Genomic DNA, 22,828 nt, shown 5'->3' on the forward strand with positions numbered 1-22,828 from the left:
CTGGCCGCGACGTGCGCAGGCGCCATCGCGCAGGGCGCGGGCGCGCTGCCGCAGATCCGTATCCTAGCGCGGGTGCGGGACGTCGCCGGCGCGACGGTCCGATCACGCCGACGGCGGCACCAGGTCGTCGGTGCGGCCGGCCTGGATGTTGGCGCGCACCGACGGTTGCATCAGTCGCGGCTCGGCCAGGGTCGCGTCGCGCGCCTGGCGCAAGGCGACGAAGGCCGCTTCGTCCATGCCGTCGCGCACGTGGATGTTGTCGCGGCGCTGTTCGCCGATGCTGGTCTGGCAGGCGACCGCGCGGCCGCCGGCGCCGTAGTCGTGGCACACGAACACGCGGGTGGCCTCCGGCAGCGCGTACAGCCGCTGGATCGAGCGGTACAGCGTGGCCGCGTCGCCGCCGGGGAAATCGCAGCGTGCGGTGCCGCTGTCGGGCATGAACAGCGAATCGCCCGGGAACAGCGCATCGCCGATCAGGTAGGCGACGCTGTCGCCGGTGTGGCCGGGCACGGCGATCACCTGCGCCTGCACCCCGCCGATCGCGAAGCGCTCGCCGTCTGCGAACAGGTGATCGAAGCCGCAGCGCGCCTGCGCCTCCGCGGCCAGGCCGAACTGCGGCGCGAAGCGGGCGCGCACCTCGCGGATGCCGTCGCCGATCGCCAGCGTCGCCTGCGGCCAGCGCTGCTTGAACCATTGCGCGGCGGAGACATGATCGGCATGGGCGTGCGTCTCGAGGATCCAGCGCACTTCCAGCCCGCGTTCGCTCAGGCAGGCGGCCAACGCCTGTGCCGGTGCGTCGTCCAGTGTGCCGGTCTGCGGGTCGTAGCCGACCACCGGGTCGATCACCGCGGCGTCGTGGCCGTCCTCCACCACATAGCTCCAGGTGCCGGACCCGGCATGGTGAAAGGGATGGACGTGTGGACGCTGGCTCATCGATCGCTCCTGGTGGCGGCGGGCGGCGCGGCACTGCAGTAGATGCCGTGCAGCACCTCGAGGATGCGCTGCACCGGGCCGGGCACCAGCGAATAGTAGATGGTCTGGCCGTCGCGGCGGGTCCGCACCAGCCCATCCTCGCGCAGCAGCGCCAGATGTTGCGACAGCGCCGACTGGCTCAGGTCCACGCAGGCGTTGAGTTCGCCGACCGATTGCTCGCGTTCGGCCAGCAGGCACAACAGCTGCAACCGTTTCTCGTTGCCGAGCCGCTTCAGCAGGCGCGCGGCGTCGCCGGCGTGCGCGCCGAATTCCGGCGCGTACGCGAAGGAGCGCAGCACCGCCTCAAAAATCGACCGGGCCGCCGGACGCCGTCCAGCCGAGGAAGCCGCCGGTCAGCGAGCGCACCGCGGTATAGCCCAGATGCTGCAGGCTCAGCGCCGCCAGCGTGGAGCGGCCGCCGCTGGCGCAGTACAGCAGGATCGGCTGGTCGCGCCGGGCTAGTGCCGGATCGGCATCGAGACGGAACTCGAGGATGCCGCGCGGGATGTTGATGGCATTGGGCAGGTGGCCCATGGCGAACTCGCCGGGCTCGCGCACGTCGATGATCCATTCGCCGGGCAGTGGCGTGGTGGCGGCATCCGCATGGACGGGGGTTTCGTGGATCTGGGCGCGCGCGCGATCGACCAGGGCTTGGACGGAGGAGGCGGGCATGGGAGCGCTCGAAGGGGAATGGTGCGGTGCATCATATCAGCCGACGCTAATATGCGCGCAGGCGCATGCATCGCCTGGACAGCGCCGCGTCACCTTCGCCGTGCGCCAGTTGCGCGTGATGCAAACGGTGCGTCGACATGGCCTTGCTGGCGCGGGCGTAGAGTCGGTGGAGTCACTGGAGTGGAGTAAAACGATGCCCATCGGCGATCCGATCCGCGTCACCCTGGAGCAGGACACGGACTTCGCGTTCCGCATCCGCTTCGACGAAACCGCGCTGGAGCCCTGGCTGAGCGACGAAACCCCGCCGCTGGGCCAGGAGCGCGGGCCCAATCCTTCGCGGATCCTGCTGTCCAGCATCGCCAATTGCCTGGCGGCGAGCCTGTTGTTCGCGATGCGCAAGTACAAGAACGATCCGGCCGGGGTGGTCGCGCACATCACCGCCACGCCGATGCGCAATCCGGAGGGCTTCTGGCGGATTCCGCAGGCCTCGGTGGAGCTGCAGTTGCCCGGCGCCAACCAGGACTATGCGCAGCTGGAGCGGATCCTCGCCCAGTTCGAGCAGTTCTGCGTGGTCACCCAGAGCGTGCGCCAGGGCATCGACGTGCAGGTCACGGTCAAGGATGCGCAGGGCACGGTGCTGCTTGGCGACAAGAGCATCGAGGCCGGGGCATGAGCGAGCCGCTGCATGTCGCCTGCCCGCATTGCGCGGCGCTCAACCGCGTGCCCGCGGCAAAGCTGGTCGCGGGGCCGCAGTGCGGGCGCTGCCATCGCGGCTTGTTCGACGCCACGCCGGTGACGCTGACCGCGGACACCTTCGCCGCGCATGCCGAGCGCAGCGACCTGCCGCTGCTGGTGGACGTCTGGGCGCCATGGTGCGGCCCGTGCCGGAGCATGGCGCCGCACTTCGCGGCCGCGGCCGCGCAGCTCGAGCCGCGGCTGCGCCTGGGCAAGCTGGACAGCGAGGCGCAGCCGGCGCTAGCCGGGCGCTTCGGCATTCGCAGCATTCCGACCCTGCTCCTGCTGCACCAGGGTCGCGAACTCGGCCGGCACAGCGGCGCCATCGGTGCGGCCGAGATCGTGCGCTGGGCGCGGGCGCATGCCGGTTGACGCGATGATCCCGGGCCCGACCGTGACGTTCCCGTAGGAGCGGCTTCAGCCACGACAGGCGTGTCGATAACGCCGTCGCGGCTGACGCCGCTCCTGCGCGGGCAACCAGGGCGCGCGCGTCAGGGCACGCGGCACCGGCGCCAGCCGCCAGCCGCGATTACTTGGCCAGCGCTGCGTTCAAGGTCGCCGCCAGGTCGGCACCGGCCTGGCGCAATTGCGCCTCGGCCACCGGCCGCCAGGTCGTCACGTAATCGGCCGGCAGCTTGGCGCCAGGCGGATAGAAGCCCGGGCGCATCATGATCCTGCAGGAAGCCTCGGCCCAGGCGGCCGCCGGCGGCGGCAGCGCGCTGCCGGCCGGCGATGGCGGCGGCAACGGCTGCTTTTCCAGCTCGGCCAGGTAGGCCTGCTCGTCCAGCCCGCGGCTGCGCAGCAGGCCGCTGTCCCACAGTGAGTGCAGATTGGTGCCCTTGCCCTCGAACTGGATCTGCACGGTGTTGGCGCCCTTGTCGCGGGCATAGCCGGCATGCAGCGGCTGCTGCACGTCGCCGGCGAAATGCACCACGAACTTCAGCGCCTGCGCGCGCGCGGCCTGCGGCTGGCTGCGGTCGGCGAGGATCGCGGCCTGGCGACGCAGCGCCTCCACCACGCAGTTGCCGTCCGGGCAGTCGCGGGTCTGTTCGTAGTGGCAGTCGTTTTCGGCCAGGTTGACGTAGTGCCAGCGCGCGCTGCGCTTGCCCAGGTCGGGATCGTGTTCGCGGAGCTGGTCGGCCCAGTTGGCGACGCCGGCCAGGGTCGGTTCGGGTTCGCCCTGCAGCAGGGTCTGGACCTGCGCGCGGGCTTGCGGGGTGAGCTGGGTGGCGGCGAGATCGGCGACCAGGCGGTGGCCCAGCGGGCCCCAGGCGAAGGCGACGGACGGCGCGGCGGCGAGGGCCGCGGCGAGCGCGGCGCAAACGAGGGAAGAGGTTTTCATGCGCGGATTCTAGCCGGCGACGACGACGCGGCCATGACCCATGCCGGGTCCGTTGCGCTGCGGCTCAGCGTGACGGGGGCAACGCTGCGGCAGCAGGTGTGCCGGCCACTCCAGGCCGCGCCCGTGGACGCGGCCCGTTACGCTGGCTCAGAAGTACATCAGGTAGGCGACGCCGTAGGTGATGGGATCGAGCTTGGCCTTGCCGAGCGTGCTGCCATCGACCTCCACGTCGCTGCGCATCCCGGTCCAGCGCGCGTCCACGCGGATCGCGCTGCGCTCGCCGACGGCGAAGTCCACGCCGGCATGCAGCGCCGGGCCGACGCTGTCCTTGAACTTCACGTCGCTGGACGAAAACGCACCCTTGCCGTCGTTGCCGAGGAAGGCGGTGTAGTTCAGGCCGACGCCGACGAACGGGGAGATGTCGCCGTTGCCGTTGAAGTGGTACTGCAGCGAGATCGTGGGCGACAGCATCCAGGCGCTGCCGATGTCGCCGCCGCGGTCCACGCCGATCTTCTGCTGGCCGACCAGGCCCTGGATCTCCACGCCGAGGTTGCCGCGGAAGAAGTATTCGTAGCTGAACGACACGGCCGGTGCGGTGTCGGCGTCGAAGCGCTGGTCGCTGCCGCGCAGCGTGCCGTTGGAGCCGCCCGGCACCATGCCGTGCAGGCCGTAGCTGGTGGTGAAGTGGCCGGCCGACTGCGCCGCGGCGGGCAGGGCGATGCTGGCGAGGGCGGCGACGGCAAGGCGACGGAACAGGCGTGGCGGCATGGGAGACCCCGGTGGACGACGAGTGGGCGGATGCGAATCCCCGTGTCGGCCCGGTGGGCACCGATCCACATCCGTGTGGCGCGTAGTCTGCCAGAGAAGCGGGGCGGACGCGCCGCGATCCGGCTGGTCGCGTGCGCGGCATGCCGCGCGGAGCCGGCACGGCCGCGGCCAGGAGGGCGCCGCCGCGACGCGCGGCGGCGGTCCTGCTGTCACCGGCGCCGCGCAGCGCGGCGGCGCCGGTGCCCGGCTCAGAACTTCATCACGTAGGCCAGGCCGTACACCAGCGGGTCGATGTGCGCGGTACCCAGGTCGCTGCCGTTGACCTTGACCTTGCTGTCGATGTCGATCCAGCGCATGTCCACGCGCAGCGCCGACCTGTCGGTGAGCGCGATGTCCACGCCGGCGTGCGCGGCCAGGCCCCAGGAGTCCTTCAGCCTGAGCTTGCTGCCGGCCAGCGCGCCGCTGGTCTTCTCGCTGAAGAACGTGGTGTAGTTGAGGCCGGCGCCGACGAACGGCGAGAGCTTGCCGGCGCTGTTGAAGTGGTATTGCAGCGACACCACCGGCGGCAGGTGCTTGGTGCTGCCGACCTTGCCCACGCCCTTGACGCTGATGTCGTGCTCGAACGGCAGCGCGGCCAGCACTTCCACGCCCAGGTCCTGGTGCACGAAGTACTCGAAGGTCACCGTCGGCCGGATGTCGCTGTCGATGCGCAGCGGCAGGGTGCCGCCGGCCAGCGTGCCGTTGTCGGACTTCGGGTTGACCTGGTGGGCGCCGAGGCCGAGGGTCCAGTCGCCTTGCGACTGCGCCAGCGCCGGCAGGGCGCACAGGGTCAGGGCGGCGGCCAGGCCGCTGAGCAGGAGGGGGGAGGTGGTACGCATGGTGGAGTCTCGGTTGGGTGTGGGCGCAGTGTCCGGCGCGCCGCCCCGCGCCGCCTTGATCCTGATCAAACCGGCGTGTCCGGCGTGGCTCGGCCGGCCTGCTAGAATGCGATTCCCCTTCCATCCGCCGCGCCAGGCGCGGCCGCAGGAGCTACTGAAATGGCAATCAAGGTCGGCATCAACGGTTTCGGTCGCATCGGGCGCAACGTGCTGCGCTCGGCAGTGCAGAATTTCGGCAGCGACATCGAGATCGTCGCCATCAACGACCTGCTCGAGCCGGATTATCTGGCCTACATGCTGCAGTACGACTCCGTGCACGGCCGCTTCGAAGGCGAGGTGTCGGTCGACGGCGGCCATCTGCTGGTCAACGGCAAGAAGATCCGCCTGACCCAGGAGCGCGATCCGGCGGCGTTGAAGTGGGGCGAGGTCGGCGTGGACGTGGTCATCGAATCCACCGGCCTGTTCCTGACCAAGGAAACCGCGCAGAAGCATCTGGACGCCGGCGCCAAGAAGGTGATCCTGTCGGCGCCGTCCAAGGACGACACGCCGATGTTCGTGTACGGCGTCAACGACAGCACCTATGCCGGCCAGGCGATCGTCTCCAACGCCAGCTGCACCACCAACTGCCTGGCGCCGCTGGCCAAGGTGATCAACGACAAGTGGGGCATCAAGCGCGGCCTGATGACCACCGTGCACGCGGCCACCGCCACCCAGAAGACCGTGGACGGCCCGAGCAACAAGGACTGGCGCGGCGGCCGCGGCATCCTCGAGAACATCATTCCGTCCAGCACCGGCGCGGCCAAGGCGGTCGGCGTGGTGATCCCGGAGTTGAACAAGAAGCTCACCGGCATGAGCTTCCGCGTGCCGACCTCGGACGTGTCGGTGGTCGACCTGACCGTGGAACTGGAGAAGCCGGCCACCTACGCCGAGATCTGCGCCGAGGTGAAGGCGCAGAGCGAAGGCGCGCTGAAGGGCATCCTCGGCTACACCGAGGACAAGGTGGTGGCCACCGATTTCCGCGGCGACGCGCGCACCTCGATCTTCGATGCCGATGCCGGCATCGCCCTGGACGGCACTTTCGTCAAGCTGGTGTCCTGGTACGACAACGAGTGGGGCTATTCCAACAAGTGCCTGGAAATGGTCAAGGTGGTGGCGAAGTAAGGCGGATTCTGCCGCCCACAAAAAAAGCGCCGCGAGGCGCTTTTTTTGTGGGTGATGAAGCGGTGCCGGGTCGCGCGTGGCGCCGGTGTCGCGCTCACTCGGCGGCGATTTGCATGTTCTCGCCGCTGCCGGTGACGGTGACCCGGCTGCCGACCGCCAGGCCGTGGATTTCGCTGCTGGCCTTGGGCACGACGACCTGCGACTTGTTGTCGAAACGGATCTTGACCATGTAGTGCGCCGCGTCGCCATTGCCTGCGATCTTGGCGCCGGCGCTTCTTCCCGCTTCGGTGCCGGCGGTCTTGGCAACGTTCTGGACCATCGGTGACGCCTCGCTCTTGATGCCTAGAATGCTGCTGGCCGTGCTGCCCAGCGCCGCGCCGAGATTGGCGAATCTCTTGGTTTTTTCTGGAACGTCATCACCCTTGTTCTCGATCGGCTCCAGTGCGGTGATGGTGCCATGGCGCGGTTCAGCGGCGAGTCCCGGCGCGGCCGCCGCCAACAGCGTCAACGCGATCGCCGACCAGGCCAGACGGGCGAGAGGTTTGTTTGCGGTCATCGGAGATTGCCTTTGTCAAAGAGGGAGAGGACGCCGGACGGCAGGCCCGGCGCTTACTTTTTCTTCGGCCGGCCCCAGCTCTTGAAGTACGGATTGCATTTGCTGCCGGCGAAGTCGTAGCGGGTGATGATGCCTTCGGCATTGGCGACGAAGGTGACTTCGCAGTGGTACTGGGTCGGCACGAAGGTGGTCTGGCTGTGCAACTCCTGCTGGAAGACCGGCGTGGGAGCGACACCGTTGCCGCCGCCGACCTGGCCGATCACGGCGCCCTGCGTCGTCCAGTAATCGGTCCGGTAATGCGCGTCGATGCCGAAGTTGTAGGTATAGGCGGTTTCGTTGGTCTCCGGGTTTTCCGAGACGTACAGGCCGCGGTCTACCGGCCACTGCAGCATCAATTCGCCGGCGTCGTGGCCGACCCAGCTGCGGGCGATTTCTTCGGGGCTGCCGAACATGTCGGCCGAGGCGAGAGGCGACGCGCCCAAGAGCGCAAAAGTGCACAGCACGGGGAGGGCGCGGGAGCGACGAAACCGATGCATTGCTGACATCCTTGGTCTAGGCGGTGCTGGGTCCATGGGCGGGCGCATGAGCGCACGCTGGCGCGAGTTCTATCACGCTCGGCTGGTGCCGACAAGCGCCCTTGCGTGCTCGCCTTCAGGGGGCGATGGAATCGCGGGCAACGACGCAGCCAATGGTGCGTCGCCGCCCGCGCGATCCCCCGTCCGCGATTGCAGACGGTGGATGGTGGTTGCCTGGAAGTTGTCCGGCAGCCGGGACCTGCATTGGAACGTGGCGCAGTCGGCGGCGCCCCCTCCGTGGTTGGTCGTGCGACAGCGTCCCTACAGCGCCTGCAGGATCAGCGAGTGCCAGCCGGTGCGGTAGGTTTCGTAGCCGGGCGAGGCGGCATGCGCGATGCAGTGCGGCCGGCCGTCCAGGTCGATCAGGATGGCGCCGCGCGGCTGCTTGAACAAGGCGTCGCGGCCGTCGAAGTCGATGCGGTCCTGCAGCATGCGCCCGGACGAGTCGGCCAGCACCTGACCCTGGGCGTCGAGGATGCAGACCCGGCTGCGGCCCCATTCGGATTCGGACAGCGGCGTGCGCTGCACGATCGTCTGCGCCAGCGCGTCCCAGCGGAACACGATGCCCAGCACGCCCAGCACGCGGCCGTCGACGCGGCCGCCATCGCGCACCGTGCATGCGTACACCAGCACCCGCTCGCCATCGACCAGGGCGCTGGCGTGCACGTCCTGAAAGCCGAAGTCCTCGCCGCTGCGGGTGCGCATCGCGTGCTCGAACCATGGCTGCGCGGAGACGTCGCTGCCGACCGAGGCGAACTGCCGTGGCCGGCCGTTGGCGCGGATGCGGCCATCGCTTCCGGCCAGGATCAGGTCGAAGTAGACCGTGTACGAATCCAGGATCTGGCCCATGCGCCGCGATGCGTAGGCCAGCGCCTCGGCATCGCTGTCGGCGCGCGCGGCCGCGACCACCGCGGCGTCGGTGGCCCACCAGCGCACGTCGCAACTGCGCTCGTAGAGGTTGCGGTCGATCAGGTCGATGTTGCTCAGGGCCAGTTCGCTGAGCCGCGTGCGGCGCACGTCGTCCTGCAGGCGGCCCAGGGTCTGCCGCATCTCCGCGCTGGTGCGTGCGGCGACCTTGTCCAGGTCCTGGGTGGCCTCGGCCACGCGCCGCGACAGCCCGTCCATTTCCTGCGCGATGACGCTGAAGCCGCGTCCGGCGGCGCCGATCCGCGCCGATTCGATGCGCGCGTTCATCGAGATCATGTGGGTGGTGCGGTTGATCGCGTCGATGCCCTGCAAGGAGCGGCGCAGCTGGCCGAGCAACTGGTCGGACAGGCCGACGACGGCGCGGATATGGTCATCGATCCCCGCTTCTGCGGGGTGGGCGGGTAGGTTCATGCATGCTGCCGGTGGGGTGGGAGGGAACAGCAGACGGACGGCGCGATAAGGGGTGTAGCGGCCGTCGGTCTACCGCCTTGAGGGCGGCGTGAAGACCGTTCGTCGGAACGTGGGGCCTTGCCCTGCCTGGCTTGCGGCCTGGCCAGTGGGCCGATGCCGGCACCGAACTCGTCTACCATCTGCGCCAGGCCCGGCGCCGCCGGGCGCCGGATGCGCGCCGCGGGCGCCGCGCCACCGCTATGGAGATGCGAGTCGAATGGAGATGTTGATCGTGCTGGTGGTGTTGGCGGTGCTGGCGGTGCCGGTGCTGTTGATCGTGGCCCTGGTCGGGCAGGCGCGCCTGCGCCAGCGGCTCGCCGCGCTGGAGGCGCGGGTGGCAGGGATGGCTGCGTCGACGGCGGCGCCCGCGACGGGGTGGGCCGGGTCCGCGGCCACCGCCGGAGAGGCCGCCACCGCCGGAGGCGAGGCCGAGGGCACGCGGACCGATGCGCCCCACGACGTCCCGCAGCCTCGCCAGGCCGTGGAGGATGCCGTCGCGCCACCGCCGTTGCCGCCGCCCTTGCCGGCGCAGCCGCAAGCGGAACGGTTCGCGGCGCTGGCGGCGACGGTCGCGCAGGCCGAGCAGCGGCAGGCGCAGGCACGCGCCGCCGAGCCGGTCGCGCCGCGCGGGCCGGATCCGGTGGAGCGGCTGCTGGGCGGGATCAAGCGCTGGTTCACCGAAGGCAACGTGCCGGTCAAGATCGGCATGCTGGTGCTGCTGGCCGGCGTCGCCGCGCTGCTGAAGTACGCCGGCGACCAGGGCTGGTTGCGCATGCCGATCGAGCTGCGCTACGCCGGCATCGCCGCCGCGTCGCTGGCCGGCCTGGCCTTCGGCTGGCGCCAGCGCACGCGCAAGCGCAGCTTCGCGCTGGCTCTGCAGGGCGGGGCGATCGGCGTGCTGCTGCTGACCGTGTTCGCCGCGTTCAAGCTGTCCGGGCTGATTCCGGCCGGCGCGGCGCTGGCGCTGAGCATCGCCCTGGTCGCGGGGATGTGCGTGCTGGCGGTGGCGCAGGAGTCGCGCACGCTGGCGGTGCTGGGCACGCTGGCCGGCTTCCTCGCGCCGCTGTGGCTGTCCACCGGCAGCGGCAACCATGTCGCGTTGTTCTCCTACTACGCGCTGCTCAACGCGGCGGTGTTCGCGATCGCCTGGTACCGGCCGTGGCGGGTGTTGAACCTGCTCGGATTCGGCTTCACCTTCGGCATCGGCACGCTGTGGGGCGTGCTGCAGTACCGGCCCGAGCAGTTCGCCAGCACCGAGCCGTTCCTGCTGCTGTTCTTCGCCTTCTACCTGCTGATCCCGATCCTGTACGCGCGGCGGCAGGCGGCGCGCGCCAACCTGATCGACGGCAGCCTGCTGTTCGGCACGCCGCTGATCGCGTTCTCGTTGCAGGCTGGGCTGCTGCGCGGCGAGGGTCTGCCGCTGGCCTTGTGCGCGCTGGGCCTGGCGGCGATCTACGCGCTGCTGGCGGCGGCGCTGATCCGGCGCGCGCGCTTCGCGCTGCTGGGGCAGGCGTATGCGGTGCTGGCGGTGGGGTTCGCCACGCTGGCGGTGCCGTTGGCGCTGTCCGCGCGTGCCACCGCCAGCGTGTTCGCGCTGGAGGGCGCGGCGCTGGTGTGGCTGGGCCTGCGCCAGCGGCGCTGGCTGCCGCAGCTCAGCGGCGCCGGGCTGCAACTGGCGGCCGCGTTCGGCTTCGCCCTGGGCCTGGACGCGGCGTCACAGGACACCCAGGCCGTGGCCAATGCCACCTGCATGAGTGCGCTGCTGCTGGCGCTGGCCGGCTTCGCCAGCGCCTGGTGCTACCGGCGTGGACGCGCCGTCCTGCCGGCGCTGGGCTACTACCTGTGGGGGCTGGCCTGGTGGTGCGGGATCGGCGTCGCCGAGATCCTGCGCTTCGTCGACGCCGACGCGCGGGCCGACGTGTTGCTGGCCTGGGCGGCGGTCAGCGGCTGGCTCGCCGCCGAAGCGCAGCGGCGCTGGCCGGCGCGCGCGCTGGCCGCGACCACGCTGGGCGCACTGGCGCTGGCGTTGCCGTTGGCGGCCTGGCAGGCCGAGGCGCACGGGCAGCCGTTCGCCGGGCACGGCGCTTGGGCCTGGGCGCTGTTCGCCGTGCTCGGCGTGCGCAGCCTGCTGTGCCTGCGCGACAGCGGTGGCGGCGTGGCGCGTGCGGCGCAGTTCGTGTGGTGGCTGGTGTGGCCGACCGCGACCACCTTGCTGTGCGCCTGGCTGGCGTTGCACGGCAGCCTGGCCGCCGGCTGGCGCTGGATGCTGCTGGTTGCGCCCTGGCTGCTGGTCGCGGCGCTGTCGCTGTGGCGCTGGACCTGGCTGGCGGCGCCATTGGGCGCGGCGTTCGCGCCGTGCCGCAGCGCGCTGCAGAGCACCTACTTCGGGCTGCTGGCGGTGGCCTGGCTGTACAGCCTGGGCCGGCCCGGCGGCAGCGCGCCGTTGCCGTGGGTGCCGGTGCTCAACCCGCTGGAACTGACGCAGCTGGCGCTGCTGGTGCTGGGCGTGCGTTGGACCCGCAGCCCGACGCTGCCGGCGCTGTTGCGTGCCTGGCGCACGCATCTGTTGGCTGGCGCCGGCTTCCTGTGGATCACCAGCGTGACCCTGCATGCGGTGCACGACTGGGCGGCGGTGCCGTGGCCCGGCGTGCTGGGCGATGGCGTGGCGCAGACCAGCCTGACCGTGGTCTGGAGCGTGCTGGGCGTGCTCGGCTGGGTGCTGGGCTCGCGGCGCGGCCAGCGCGGCCTGTGGCTGGCCGGCGCGGTGCTGATGGCGGTGGTACTGGGCAAGCTGTTGCTGGTGGACCGCGGCAATCTGGGCAATGTCGCCGGCATCGCGTCGTTCATCGCCTACGGGCTGTTGTGTACCGTGGTCGGCTATCTGGCGCCGGCGCCGCCGCGCGCCGCCGAACCGGCCGAGGAGGCCCTGCGATGATCCGACGTGCGCTGTTTCCGTTGTGGCTGGCCTGGCTGCCGTTGTGCGCGTTCGCCGCCAGCCAGCGCGACGACTATGCCCAGCAGTGGCCGCTGACCCTGCAGGACGCCGATGCCGGCGCCTATCGCGTGCAGCTCGACGATGCGGTCTACCGCAGCGCGCAGCGCGCCTCGCTGGGCGACGTGGAGGTGTTCAACGCGGCGGGCGATCCGCTGCCGGCCGCGCTGTTCGCCGCCGAACAGGCCGAGACCGCGCCGCGCCGGCAACCGTTGCCGTGGTTTGCGCTGCCGGCGGCGACCGACGGACGTGCGCCGGACCTGGAGCTGATCGCCGAACGCGACCGCGACGGCAGCGTGCGCCGGATCCAGACCCGCGTGGCCGGCGGTGGCCCCGACAGCGGCGCGGCCGGCTGGCTGGTCGATGCCAGCGCGCTGCATGCGCCGCTGCGCGCGCTGTCGTTGCAATGGGCCGCCGCCGCGCAGCCGCAGCAGGCCCGCTACCGGGTCGAAGGCAGCGACGATCTGCGCGACTGGGAGGTGCTGGTGGCGGATGCGACCCTGGTCGACCTGGCCAACCAGGGACACCGGCTGCAGCAGTTGCGCATCCCCATCGGTCGCGCGGTGCGCTATCTGCGCCTGTTGCCGCTGGCCAGCGCCAGCGCGCCGCCGCTGACCGGGGTGGAGGCCGAACTGGCGCCGGCGCCGGTCGCCGCCGACTGGCATTGGCAGCAACTGGATGCGACGAGCACCGATCCCGCGCAGCATGCCTATGCCTTCGTTTCGCCGGGGCGCTATCCGGTGACGCGCATCGACGTCGCCTTGCCCGGCAACAACGCCATCGAGTGGCGCGTGCAGAGCCGCGACAGCGCCGAGGCGCCGTGGCGGGACCGCGCCGGACCATGGCTGGCCTACCAGGTCGGTGGCGGCAGCCGCTCGCCGCCGCAGGCGCTGACCGCACCGGTGCGCGATCGCTACTGGCGGCTGCTCGCGGCGCAGGACCCTGGCCGGCAGCGCCCGGCGCTGCGCCTGGGCTACCAGCCGGAGACGCTGGTGTTCCTCGCCCAGGGCGCGCCGCCGTATGCGCTGGCCGCCGGCAGTGCGCGCACCCAGCGGGCGCAGGCGCCGTTGGCCGCCGCCTTGCAGGCCCTGCACGCCCAGCGCGGGCCGCAGTGGGCGCCGGCCACCGCCAGCCTCGGCGCCGCGCAGCCGCTGGCCGGCGCGGCGGCCTTGCAGGCGCCGCCGCCGCCGCGCGACTGGAAGACCTGGCTGCTGTGGGCGCTGCTGATCGGCGGCGCGCTGCTGGTGGTCGGGTTCGCGCTCAGCCTGCTGCGCAAACCCGGCGCCGCCGACGGCGCGGGCTGACCACGCACCCAGCCGATGGCGCGCGCACCGCGCGCCGATTTGCCGCTGTGCGGCCGACGCCGGACAATGGCGGTTTGGCCGACGCAGCGCGGCGAGCGGCCGGCGCCGCTGCACCTGGCGTTCCGATGCCGATGCCGAGACTGCACCGATGGCGCGGTTTTCCCTTTGCAACCCCACGAAAGCGAGCACTTACATGTCCATCCTGCGAATGACCGATCTCGACCTGTCCGGCAAGCGCGTGCTGATCCGGCAAGACCTGAATGTGCCGATCGACAATGGCCTGATCACCTCCGAGCAACGCATCCTGGCCTCTGTGCCGACGCTCAAGCACGCGCTGGCGCAGGGCGCGGCGGTGATGGTGACCTCGCACCTGGGCCGGCCCAAGGAAGGCGTGTGGACCCAGGAGGACTCGCTGGAGCCGGTGGCGATCCGCCTGGCCGCGCTGCTCGGTGTCGACGTGCCGCTGGTCCGCGACTGGGTCGACGGCGTGGAGGTGCAGCCGGGGCAGATCGTGCTGCTGGAGAACTGCCGCATGAACGTCGGCGAGGGCAAGGACGACGAGGCGCTGGCGAAGAAGTACGCGGCGCTGTGCGACGTGTTCGTGATGGACGCCTTCGGCACCGCGCACCGCGCGCAGGCCTCCACCCACGGCGTGATCAAGTTCGCGCCAGTGGCCGCCGGCGGCCCGCTGCTGATGGCCGAGCTGGACGCGCTGGCCAAGGCGCTGGAGCACCCGGCCAAGCCGTTGCTGGCGATCGTCGCCGGCAGCAAGGTCTCGACCAAGCTGGAGCTGCTGTCCAACCTGGTGAACAAGGTCGACCAACTGATCGTCGGCGGCGGCATCGCCAATACCTTCATCGCCGCGGCCGGGCACGCGGTGGGCAAGTCGCTGTGCGAGCCGGACCTGCTGGAGACCGCGCGCAAGATCGTCGCCGACGCCAACGCGCGCGGCGCGGCGATCCCGCTGCCCAGCGACGTGGTGGTGGCCAAGCAGTTCATGCCCGATGCCGAGGCCACGGTGAAGGCGGTCACCGACGTCGCCGACGACGACCTGATCCTGGACATCGGCCCGCAGACCGCCGCGCACTACGCCGAGCTGATCGCCAAGGCCGGCACGGTGGTCTGGAACGGCCCGGTCGGCGTGTTCGAGTTCGACGCCTTCGGCAAGGGCACCGAGACCCTGGCGCGGGCGATCGCCGCGTCGCCGGCGTTCTCCATCGCCGGCGGCGGCGACACCCTGGCGGCGGTCGACAAGTACGGCATCGCCGAGCAGGTCAGCTACATCTCCACCGGCGGTGGCGCGTTCCTGGAGTTCCTGGAAGGCAAGACCCTGCCGGCGGTGGCCGCACTGCAGGCGCGCGGCGCGTGAGCGCCGCCGACGTCCTGTTCTTCGACCTGGACGGCACCCTGGTCGATTCCGAGGCCGGCATCGTCGGCAGCCTGCGCCATGCCTTCGCCAAGGTGGGGCGTCCCGAGCCGGATGCGCAGCAGTTGCGTGCCTGGATCGGGCCCCCGCTGCGCGACAGCTTCAACGCCCACTTCCACGGCGATGCAGCGCTGATCGAGCAGGTGCTGGCCGAGTACCGGATGCGCTACGACCAGCAGGGCTGGCGCGAGCACACGGTGTTCCCGGACATCGGTGCGGCGGTGGACGCCCTGTCCGCGGCCGGCCACCGGCTGGCGGTGGTGACCTCGAAGAACGAACGCTTCGCGCGCCGCATCGTCGAGCACCTGCCGTTCGGCGGCCGCTTCGAGGAGGTGGTCGGCGCCAGCGACGACGGCGCGCGCCGGGCCAAGCCGGACCTGATCGCCGAGGCGCTGCGGCGGCTCGGCGTGGCGCCGGCGCAGTGCCGCATGATCGGCGACCGGCGCATGGACATCGACGGCGCCCGCCACCACGGCATGCGCAGCATCGGCGTGCTGTGGGGCTTCGGCGACGCCGAGGAACTGCGCCAGGCCGGCGCCGATGTCCTGGCGCAGACACCGGCGCAGTTGCCGGCGCTCGTCGCGGCCTGAACGGGCCCGTGCGCCGGTGCGTCCGGCGCAGCGGGCGTTGACCGCGCAGGGCGCGTCGCCGGAGGCGCCTGCCCCGGCGGCATCCGTGGGCAGGCGCTGGCAGGCGCGGCATGACCACATACTGTCCCGCATTGTCCGGCCGCTATGCCGGACTGCGCGTGCGTCTATGCCGAAATGCCATGCGGTGTGAGGGCCGCGTGTGCTAGCTTTGAGCGCTTTTTCCAAGGATGCCACCATGATCGAACGCCAGCGCCGCACCAAGATTCTCGCCACCCTCGGTCCGGCCACCGACCCGCCCGGCGTGCTCGAGGATCTGTTCCGCGCCGGCGTCAACGTGGTGCGGTTGAACTTCAGCCACGGCGATCCGTCCGGCCAGGCCAAGCGCGCCGCCGAAGTGCGCGCCGCCGCGGCCCGCGTCGGCGCCGAGATCGGCATCCTCGCCGACCTGCCGGGCCCGAAGATCCGCATCGAGCGCTTCGCCCAGGGCAAGGTCTCGCTCAAGCTCGGCGACCGCTTCGACCTGATTGCCGATCCCAATGCCGCGCCGGGCGACGCCAGCCAGGTCGGGGTCAGCTACCTGGGCCTGCCGCAGGACGTGGCGCCGGGCGACGTGCTGCTGCTGGACGACGGCCTGATGCAGCTGAAGGTGGTCGAGGTGCAGGGCGAGCGCATCGTCACCAGCGTGCTCAACGACGGCGTGCTGTCCGACCGCAAGGGCCTGAACAAGCAGGGCGGCGGCCTGTCGCTGGGCGCGCTGACCGAGCGCGACAAGGAACTGATCGGCATCGTCGCCAAGATCGGCGTCGACTTCATCGCGGTGTCGTTCTGCCGCAACGCCGAGGACATGAACGAGGCGCGGCGCATCGCCCGCGCGCACGGCTGCGACGCGGCGCTGGTGTCCAAGATCGAGCGCACCGAGGCGATCGAGAACCTGAGCGAGATCGTCGAGGCCTCCGACGTGGTGATGGTCGCGCGCGGCGACCTGGGCGTGGAGATCGGCGACGCCGAGCTGCCCGGCCTGCAGAAGAAGATCATCAAGGAATCGCTGGCGCAGAACAAAGTGGTGATCACCGCCACGCAGATGCTGCAGTCGATGGTGGAAAGCCCGATCCCGACCCGCGCCGAGGTGCTGGACGTGGCCAACTCGGTGATCGACGGCACCGACGCGGTGATGCTGTCGGCCGAGAGCGCCGCCGGCGCCTATCCGATCCGCGCGGTCGAGGCGATGGCGCGCATCTGCCTGGGCGCCGAACGCCAGTTCGAGACCGAGACCGACTTCGGCATGGCCCCGCGCAACCTCGAGCGCGCCGACCAGGCCATCGCCATGGCGACGATGTTCCTGTCCCAGCACGTGGGCGTGCGCGCGATCGTGGCGATGACCGAATCCGGCGGCACCCCGCGCTACCTGTCGCGCTTCCGCGCCAAGGCGCCGATCTTCGCGGTGACCCGCCACGACGGCGCGCGCCGGCACATGGCGATGATGCGCGACGTGTTCCCGATCAACTTCGACAGCCGCGGCCTGACCCCGCGCGAGGCCGCGCGCGGCGCGATTCGCGTGCTGGTCGAGGCCGGCCTGCTGGCGCCGGGCGACCGCGTGGTGTTCACCAGCGGCGAGCACATGGAAACCCACGGCGCGACCAATACCCTGCGCCTGCTCGAGGTCGGCCCGGATGGCCGCGCCAGCGGCCTGGGCGAACTCTGAAGGACGCACGGCGCGGCGGCTGCAGCCGCCGCGCCGTCGGCAACACCTGTTCGATCGCGCATGGGACGGCGCGGCGCCCACCCGTTCCCTGATCGTGCGACCCCCCTCATGACTTCCACGCGCGCGCACGCCGAACTCGGGCTTGAACTGCCCGAGCGCCCCGGCACGCATTGCCTTGAACACCTGATCCAGGCCTCGGCCACGCGCGAGCTGGTGGTTACCGAGGACATCCGCGACCGCCGCGGCATCCTGCTCGTCGCCAAGGGCCAGCGCATCAATGCCGGGCTGCGCGAGCGGCTGATCGCGCGGCGGCTGCTGCGTCCGCTGGAATCCTCGCTGGCGTTCTGCGAGGAACTGCGCCCGAGCGAAGTGCAACTGGCCGCGCAGCGCGAACTGGACGAACACCCGCACCTGCGGCAGCTGCTGGGCGACGAACTGCCGCCGGTGATGGCTGCGCTGGCCCGCGCCCGCACGCTGGGAGCGCCGGGCACCTTGCTGACCACTATCGGCCAGACCCGGCCGGTCGCGTTCTCGCATGCGGTGCGGGTGGCGATGCTGGTGGCGTGGCTGGCGGCGCTGCTGTCGCGGTCGGACGCGGCGATGCGCGAGGCCGCGGAAGTCGGCTTGCTGCACGATCTCGGCGAGATGTACGTGGATCCGGCGGTGCTGGAGATTCCGGAGGCGCAGCAGGACTTCGCGCAGTGGCGCATGCGCTGCGTGCACCCGGTGATCAGCGCCGCGCTGCTGGGCGAGTCCGGCGTGTACTCGGCGCAGCAGGCCGCCGCCGCACGCGAGCACCACGAACGCATCGACGGCTCCGGCTATCCGGTCGGCGCGTCGGTCCTGTCGCCCTTGGGGCGGCTGATCTCCTGCGCCGAAGCGATGGACGGGTTGTTCGAGCGCGAGCGCGGCCATGCGCAGGCGCTGGCGCGGATGCGCATCGCGCTGCGCGTGGTGCCCGGGCAGTTCCCGCGCGACGTGGTCGACCTGATGACCGAGCGCCTGCGCGACTGCGCGCTGGAGCAGGCGCCGGCGCACGATCCGCAGCACCTGCGCGAAGTGGTGGCGGCCTTGCTCGACGGCCTGGAGCGGGCGCGCGACGAAGCCTTGCGCCTGCAGCGCGCCGGCGACCTGCGCGAGGACGAGCGCGCGGCCCTGCAGCATCTGTTGCTGCTGATCGTGGGCTACATCATGGCCATCCACGATTCCGGCGCCGGCAAGATGGTCGAGCAATTGCCGTGGCTGATCGCCGCGCCGGAAGCGGCCGAGGAGGTCGATCGCATCTGCTGCGAGCTGCGCTGGCAGTTGCCGGGGTTGCGCCACCACGCCGCGTTGCTCGCGCATCGCCGCGCGCGCAGCGCCGAGGACTGGCGGTCCTTGCTCGACGCGCTCGACATCGCCGTGCCGGCGGCGCCGGGCGCGCCGGCGCAGGCACCGGTGGCGGACGCTGCGCCGCTGCAGACGGCGCAGGTCGACGCGCCGGCGCAGTGTGACGCAGTGACGGAGACGCTTGGCTGAGGTGTCGGGAAGATGCGCGGTCTACGCCTGTAACCGCTTGCAAGACCCGCGGTAACGGAATGCATGCAGGTCGGCCCGGTATACTGGGCGTTCCCCCGCTGCAGCCATCAGGAACCGTATGAGCATCGAACAGCTTGCCGAAACCGCACAGGCAATGGTCGCCCCGGGCAAGGGCATCATCGCGATCGACGAATCCACCAGCACGATCGCCAAGCGCTTCGCCGGCGTGGGCATCGAGAATGTCGAAGAGAACCGCCGTGCCTACCGCGAGCTGCTGCTGACCACGCCGAAGCTGAGCGACCACATCTCCGGCGCGATCCTGTACGACGAGACCATCCGCCAGAAGACCAAGGACGGCGTGCCGTTCGCCAAGTACATGGCCGAGCACGGCATCATCCCCGGCATCAAGGTCGACAAGGGCACGCATCCGCTGGCCGGCATGCCGGGCGAGCTGATCACCGAGGGCCTGGACGGCCTGCGCGCGCGCCTGGAGGAGTACTACAAGCTCGGCGCGCGCTTCGCCAAGTGGCGCGCGGTCATCACCATCGGCGAGGACATCCCGTCCGGCGTGTGCATCGAGACCAACGCGCATGCGCTGGCCCGCTACGCCGCGCTGTGCCAGGAACAGGGCCTGGTGCCGATGGTGGAGCCGGAAGTGCTGATGGACGGCGACCACGACATCGAGACCTGCTACGAGGTCACCGAAGCCACGCTGCGTTCGCTGTTCGGCGCGCTGTACGAGCAGAACGTGGTCCTGGAAGGCACCATCCTCAAGGCCTCGATGGTCATCGCCGGCAAGGACTGCGACGAGCAGGCCAGCGTCGAGGAAGTGGCCGAGTCCACCGTGATGTGCCTCAAGAGCACCGTGCCGGCGATCCTGCCGGGCATCGTGTTCCTGTCCGGCGGCCAGACCGACGAGCAGTCCACCGCGCACCTCAACGCGATGAACCAGCTCGGCAACCTGCCGTGGCCGCTGAGCTTCTCCTACGGCCGCGCCATGCAGCAGGCCGCACTGAAGCTGTGGGCGCAGGACATGAAGGGCAATTTCGCCAAGGCGCAGCAGGTGGTGTACGAGCGCGCCAAGGAAAACGGCCTGGCCGCGCTGGGCAAGTGGCAGGGCTGAGCGGTCCCGACACCGCCGACGAGCAACGAAGAACGCCGGCATCGCCGGCGTTTTTCGTTTGTGGTGCGGCGTCTTGCCAGAGCCCTGGAGGCACGCCCGCAGCGATGGCCAAGGCACTGGGCAAGCGGGGGGCGAGATCGGCAACGACGCGTCGTGCTCAGGGCGCCAGCGCGGCGGGCGCGTGGAAGCGATAGCCGCTGTTGCGCAGGGTCTTGACCGGTAGCGGGCGTCCGCTGATCTCTTCCACGCGGCGCCGCAGCCGGTACATCTGCGTGTCCAGCCGGCGCCGGTCGTACTCGAGGAAGTTCACCCCCAGGGCCTCGGCGATCTCGCGGTGGCCCACGCTCTCGCCGGCCTGGCGCATCAGGCAGGCCAGCACCAGCAGATCCTGGTGCGAGAGCGGCACCGGCGGCGCGTTGGGAACGTTCAGGCGTGCGGCGGCCAGTTCCAGGACCCAGCGCGCGGCCGGCGGCGGCAGCGCCAAACGGCGGCCGAGCGCGGCCAGGGTCGCGGCCAGTTCGTCCAGGTCGATGCCCTTGCCCAGGTAGTGGTCCGCGCCGACTTCCAGGCCGCCGATGCGGTCGCTGGCGGTATTGCGCGCGCTGAACACCACGATGCCCAGGCGATGGCCGGCGCGTCGCAGGTCGCGGACCAGGTCCAGACCGCTGCCGTCGGGAAGGCCCACGTCGATCACGGCCATGGCGTGGCGCGCCGGGTCGAACCGTGCCCGGAAGCCGGCGATGCTGTCCACGCAGACGGCGACGTAACCCAGATCCTGCAGGAATTCGCCGAGTTCCTCGCGCAGCACCGGTTCGTCCTCGAGCAGGATCACCTCGGACATCGCGGCGCATCCTCGCGTCGTGCGGTTTGCTGTAACGTCATCGGCTGGCAACGGTGCGGTATGGCGAATGATGGCGCAATGGTGGCGCTGGCTGGTGGGCGCATGGCTGGTGGCGGCGCTTGGCGTGGGCCTGGCCGCCGCCGCGGCGGAATCCCCGGCCGCGGCGCTGCCGTTGAGCGCCGCGCATCACGATGCGAGCGGGTACCTGCAGCGCCTGGACGATCCGCACGGCCGACTGGATGCCGCGCAGGCCGCCGCCGCGGCCGGCTGGACCCGGCTGCCCGCCGGCGTCAACGCGGGATTCGCCGACGGTCCCGTATGGCTGCGCCTGCCTGTTCATGTCGAAAGTGTACCGCCCGGCGGCTGGATGTTGCGATTGAGCAACGCCTTGCTCGACGACGTGCAGGCCTACGTGCGCCCCGACGGCGGCGCCTGGCGCGCGCTGGGACACAGCGGCGAACGCGTTCCGCGGCGCGACTGGCCGGTGGACTACCGCAGTCCGGTCTTCCAGTTCGCGCCCGCGCATCCGGGCGACTACGAGGTGCTGATCCGGTTGCGCAGCAAGAACGCGCTGGTCACTCGCGTGGACGTCTGGCAACGCCTGCCGTTCGACAATCAGTCGCGGCGGGAGGGCCTGCAGTTCGGCCTGTATTTCGGCTTCTATCTGCTGCTGCTGTGCCTGCACGTGGTGTTCTGGCTGGCCACGCGCGCGCGCATGAGCGGCCTGTTCGTGGCCTATCTCGGCGGCTGCGTGTTCAACGAAGCGATGTCGATCGGCCTGGTGCAGCAGGTCACCGGCATGCCGATGGCCTGGAGCGACAGTCTGCTGGGCATCAGCATCGCCTGCAGTCTGCCGGTGGGGTTCCAGGTCGCCAGCCGGCAGTTGAACCTGCGCGCCTTTTATCCGCGTCTGGTGCGCTGGGGCACGCGGCTGCTGTGGGCGGTCGCGCTCGCTTGCGCCGTGTTCGTACTCGCCGGCCACTATGCCTGGGGCATGCAGCCGGTGCAGTCGCTGGGCCTGCTGGAGATCCTGCTGCTGGCGGGACTGGGGCTGCGCCTGCTGTGGCGCCGCTATCGGCCGGCGCGGTTCTTCGTGCTCGCGTTCTTTCCGTTCTATTTCGGCGTGATGCTGGGATTCCTGCGCAACCTCGGCTTCGTCCCGGTCAATGCGTGGACCCAGTACGTCACCACGTTCGGCACCATGCTGCACATGATGCTGCTGAGCGTCTTCCTCATCGGCCGGTACGAGCGGCAGCGCCGCCAGCGCGAACGGCGGCACGCCGCCGCCGCGGTGGAGCTGGCGCGCAGGCATGGCCTGGCGCTGGAGCGCGAGGTGGCGCTGCGCACGGCAGAGCTGCGCAACGAAATCGCCAGGCGGCAGGCGCTGGAAAACGACCTGCGCGCTTCGCTGCAGACCGAGCGCAAGGTCAGGCAGGAACAACGCGATTTCGTGGCCATGGTGTCGCACGAGTTCCGTACGCCATTGGCCGTGATCATGGCCTCGGCGCAACAGCTGGCGCGCAAGCTGGACGCGCCGCCGGAACGCAATCGCGCGCGCTGCGGCAACATCCGCGACGCGGCGCAGCGGCTGCTGGCGTTGGTGGACGAGTATCTCGCCGACGACCGCATGGGCGAGGCGGCCTCGGAACTGCGACTGCAGCCGTGTGCCCTGCGCGTGCTGCTTGACGACCTGTGCCGGGACTTCCCGCCGCAGCGCGTGGTTTGCGAGAGTCTCGTCGACGACGACGGCCTGCTCACCGACATCGGCCTGTTGCGCGTGGCCGTGCGCAACCTGCTCGCCAATGCCGACCGCCATTGCCCGGCGGACATGTCGATCCGCGTGCGCGTGCGCGGCAGCGCCGAAGGCCTGCGCCTGGAGGTCGCCAATCCGGGCGAACGCATCGCGCCGGCCGAGCGCGAACGCCTGTTCCAGAAGTACTACCGTGGCGAGAACGCGCGGCATGCGCCGGGCGCAGGGCTGGGCCTGTATCTGGTCCGGCGGATCGCCGAGCGTCTCGGTGGCTGGGTGGGGCTGGCCAGGCAGGCGCCGGACGAATCGGTCTGCTTCGTGTTGCTGCTGCCGCGCCGCCCGGATGGACAGCGCGCGTTGTCGCGCCTGCCGCCGCCAGCGGATGCCTGAGCGTGTCGTGCGGCCTGCGTCGTCGGCGAAAGCGATCGGGCGCGGCTGCGCCCGATCGCGGGTTCGTCGATGAGCGATGCGGCCTCGGCTTGCCGGCGAAGGCCGCGATGAAAGCGGCGCCGTGACCTGAAGACACCGTGCGGCGGTGTCGTCAGG

General features: G+C 70.9%; 21 protein-coding genes. 11 read left to right on the forward strand and 10 right to left on the reverse strand.

The genetic code is table 11. From position 1 onward, the window contains the following. Nucleotides 1–102 precede the first annotated feature (102 nt). The 3 genes from AC1PME_RS05220 to AC1PME_RS05230 are packed head-to-tail and all read right to left on the reverse strand — an operon-like array spanning nucleotide 103 to nucleotide 1,644. Nucleotides 103–933 carry an MBL fold metallo-hydrolase gene (locus AC1PME_RS05220; RefSeq protein WP_481097520.1) on the reverse strand — a complete coding sequence of 277 codons (831 nt, stop codon included), beginning with the start codon at nucleotides 931–933 and terminating at the stop codon, nucleotides 103–105. After that, nucleotides 930–1,271, reverse strand: coding sequence for an ArsR/SmtB family transcription factor (locus AC1PME_RS05225; protein ID WP_481097521.1), 342 nt, complete (start codon nucleotides 1,269–1,271; stop codon nucleotides 930–932). Before AC1PME_RS05225 ends, AC1PME_RS05220 begins: the two co-directional genes overlap by 4 nt. A 4-nt stretch (nucleotides 1,272–1,275) precedes the next feature. Beyond that, on the reverse strand, nucleotides 1,276–1,644 hold the full coding sequence (locus tag AC1PME_RS05230) for a rhodanese-like domain-containing protein (protein WP_254460607.1): 369 nt from the start codon (nucleotides 1,642–1,644) through the stop codon (nucleotides 1,276–1,278). A 193-nt stretch (nucleotides 1,645–1,837) separates the two neighbouring features. Between AC1PME_RS05230 and AC1PME_RS05235 the strand changes: the two genes are divergently transcribed. After that, nucleotides 1,838–2,317, forward strand: a complete 480-nt coding sequence (locus AC1PME_RS05235; RefSeq protein ID WP_481097522.1) for an OsmC family protein — start codon at nucleotides 1,838–1,840, stop codon at nucleotides 2,315–2,317. Then, nucleotides 2,314–2,751 carry a thioredoxin TrxC gene (gene trxC / locus AC1PME_RS05240; protein ID WP_481097523.1) on the forward strand — a complete coding sequence of 146 codons (438 nt, stop codon included), beginning with the start codon at nucleotides 2,314–2,316 and terminating at the stop codon, nucleotides 2,749–2,751. Before AC1PME_RS05235 ends, trxC begins: the two co-directional genes overlap by 4 nt. 157 nt (nucleotides 2,752–2,908) lie before the next feature. On the opposite strand, the gene AC1PME_RS05245 is transcribed toward trxC, so the two are convergent. The 3 genes from AC1PME_RS05245 to AC1PME_RS05255 form a co-directional block, all read right to left on the reverse strand. Then, a complete protein-coding gene (locus tag AC1PME_RS05245; RefSeq protein ID WP_481097524.1) occupies nucleotides 2,909–3,721 on the reverse strand; it encodes a S1/P1 nuclease in 813 nt (270 codons plus the stop codon). 147 nt (nucleotides 3,722–3,868) lie between these two features. Continuing rightward, on the reverse strand, nucleotides 3,869–4,489 hold the full coding sequence (locus AC1PME_RS05250) for an OmpW/AlkL family protein (RefSeq protein WP_481097525.1): 621 nt from the start codon (nucleotides 4,487–4,489) through the stop codon (nucleotides 3,869–3,871). Nucleotides 4,490–4,737: 248 nt separating this feature from the next. Further along, complete coding sequence (locus AC1PME_RS05255) at nucleotides 4,738–5,367, reverse strand: OmpW/AlkL family protein (RefSeq protein ID WP_481097526.1); 630 nt, start codon at nucleotides 5,365–5,367, stop codon at nucleotides 4,738–4,740. Nucleotides 5,368–5,526: 159 nt separating this feature from the next. On the opposite strand from AC1PME_RS05255, the gene gap reads away from it, so the two are divergent. Next, the gene (gap, locus tag AC1PME_RS05260; RefSeq protein ID WP_043094937.1) at nucleotides 5,527–6,528 is read left to right on the forward strand and encodes a type I glyceraldehyde-3-phosphate dehydrogenase; all 1,002 of its coding nucleotides are present in this window, start codon (nucleotides 5,527–5,529) and stop codon (nucleotides 6,526–6,528) included. A 94-nt stretch (nucleotides 6,529–6,622) separates the two neighbouring features. Here gap and AC1PME_RS05265 read toward each other — a convergent pair whose 3' ends face one another. From AC1PME_RS05265 to AC1PME_RS05275, 3 genes are all read right to left on the reverse strand, one after another. After that, complete coding sequence (locus AC1PME_RS05265) at nucleotides 6,623–7,084, reverse strand: hypothetical protein (protein ID WP_481097527.1); 462 nt, start codon at nucleotides 7,082–7,084, stop codon at nucleotides 6,623–6,625. Nucleotides 7,085–7,137: 53 nt separating this feature from the next. Then, a complete protein-coding gene (locus AC1PME_RS05270) occupies nucleotides 7,138–7,620 on the reverse strand; it encodes a hypothetical protein (protein ID WP_307548997.1) in 483 nt (160 codons plus the stop codon). A gap of 300 nt (nucleotides 7,621–7,920) precedes the next feature. Beyond that, the gene (locus AC1PME_RS05275; protein ID WP_481097528.1) at nucleotides 7,921–8,997 is read right to left on the reverse strand and encodes a methyl-accepting chemotaxis protein; all 1,077 of its coding nucleotides are present in this window, start codon (nucleotides 8,995–8,997) and stop codon (nucleotides 7,921–7,923) included. A gap of 256 nt (nucleotides 8,998–9,253) precedes the next feature. Between AC1PME_RS05275 and AC1PME_RS05280 the strand changes: the two genes are divergently transcribed. From AC1PME_RS05280 to AC1PME_RS05310, 7 genes are all read left to right on the forward strand, one after another. Next, nucleotides 9,254–11,971, forward strand: coding sequence for a DUF2339 domain-containing protein (locus AC1PME_RS05280; protein WP_481097529.1), 2,718 nt, complete (start codon nucleotides 9,254–9,256; stop codon nucleotides 11,969–11,971). Beyond that, nucleotides 11,968–13,332, forward strand: coding sequence for a DUF3999 domain-containing protein (locus AC1PME_RS05285; RefSeq protein WP_481097530.1), 1,365 nt, complete (start codon nucleotides 11,968–11,970; stop codon nucleotides 13,330–13,332). Before AC1PME_RS05280 ends, AC1PME_RS05285 begins: the two co-directional genes overlap by 4 nt. A 193-nt stretch (nucleotides 13,333–13,525) precedes the next feature. Beyond that, nucleotides 13,526–14,701 carry a phosphoglycerate kinase gene (locus tag AC1PME_RS05290; RefSeq protein WP_254460618.1) on the forward strand — a complete coding sequence of 392 codons (1,176 nt, stop codon included), beginning with the start codon at nucleotides 13,526–13,528 and terminating at the stop codon, nucleotides 14,699–14,701. Continuing rightward, the gene (locus AC1PME_RS05295) at nucleotides 14,698–15,348 is read left to right on the forward strand and encodes an HAD-IA family hydrolase (RefSeq protein WP_307549004.1); all 651 of its coding nucleotides are present in this window, start codon (nucleotides 14,698–14,700) and stop codon (nucleotides 15,346–15,348) included. The genes AC1PME_RS05290 and AC1PME_RS05295 overlap by 4 nt, the downstream gene beginning before the upstream one ends. Nucleotides 15,349–15,583: 235 nt before the next feature. Beyond that, complete coding sequence (pyk, locus tag AC1PME_RS05300) at nucleotides 15,584–17,050, forward strand: pyruvate kinase (RefSeq protein ID WP_010341498.1); 1,467 nt, start codon at nucleotides 15,584–15,586, stop codon at nucleotides 17,048–17,050. 108 nt (nucleotides 17,051–17,158) lie between these two features. After that, the gene (locus AC1PME_RS05305) at nucleotides 17,159–18,568 is read left to right on the forward strand and encodes an HD-GYP domain-containing protein (protein WP_481097531.1); all 1,410 of its coding nucleotides are present in this window, start codon (nucleotides 17,159–17,161) and stop codon (nucleotides 18,566–18,568) included. Nucleotides 18,569–18,686: 118 nt separating this feature from the next. Then, the gene (locus AC1PME_RS05310) at nucleotides 18,687–19,691 is read left to right on the forward strand and encodes a class I fructose-bisphosphate aldolase (protein WP_010341500.1); all 1,005 of its coding nucleotides are present in this window, start codon (nucleotides 18,687–18,689) and stop codon (nucleotides 19,689–19,691) included. 157 nt (nucleotides 19,692–19,848) lie between these two features. Here AC1PME_RS05310 and AC1PME_RS05315 read toward each other — a convergent pair whose 3' ends face one another. After that, nucleotides 19,849–20,532: a response regulator transcription factor gene (locus AC1PME_RS05315; protein WP_254460621.1), complete on the reverse strand. Its 684-nt coding sequence runs from the start codon at nucleotides 20,530–20,532 to the stop codon at nucleotides 19,849–19,851. Nucleotides 20,533–20,599: 67 nt separating this feature from the next. Between AC1PME_RS05315 and AC1PME_RS05320 the strand changes: the two genes are divergently transcribed. Then, nucleotides 20,600–22,672 carry a sensor histidine kinase gene (locus AC1PME_RS05320; protein WP_481097532.1) on the forward strand — a complete coding sequence of 691 codons (2,073 nt, stop codon included), beginning with the start codon at nucleotides 20,600–20,602 and terminating at the stop codon, nucleotides 22,670–22,672. Nucleotides 22,673–22,828 lie beyond the last annotated feature (156 nt).

This window comes from Xanthomonas sp. NCPPB 901, assembly GCF_056725085.1.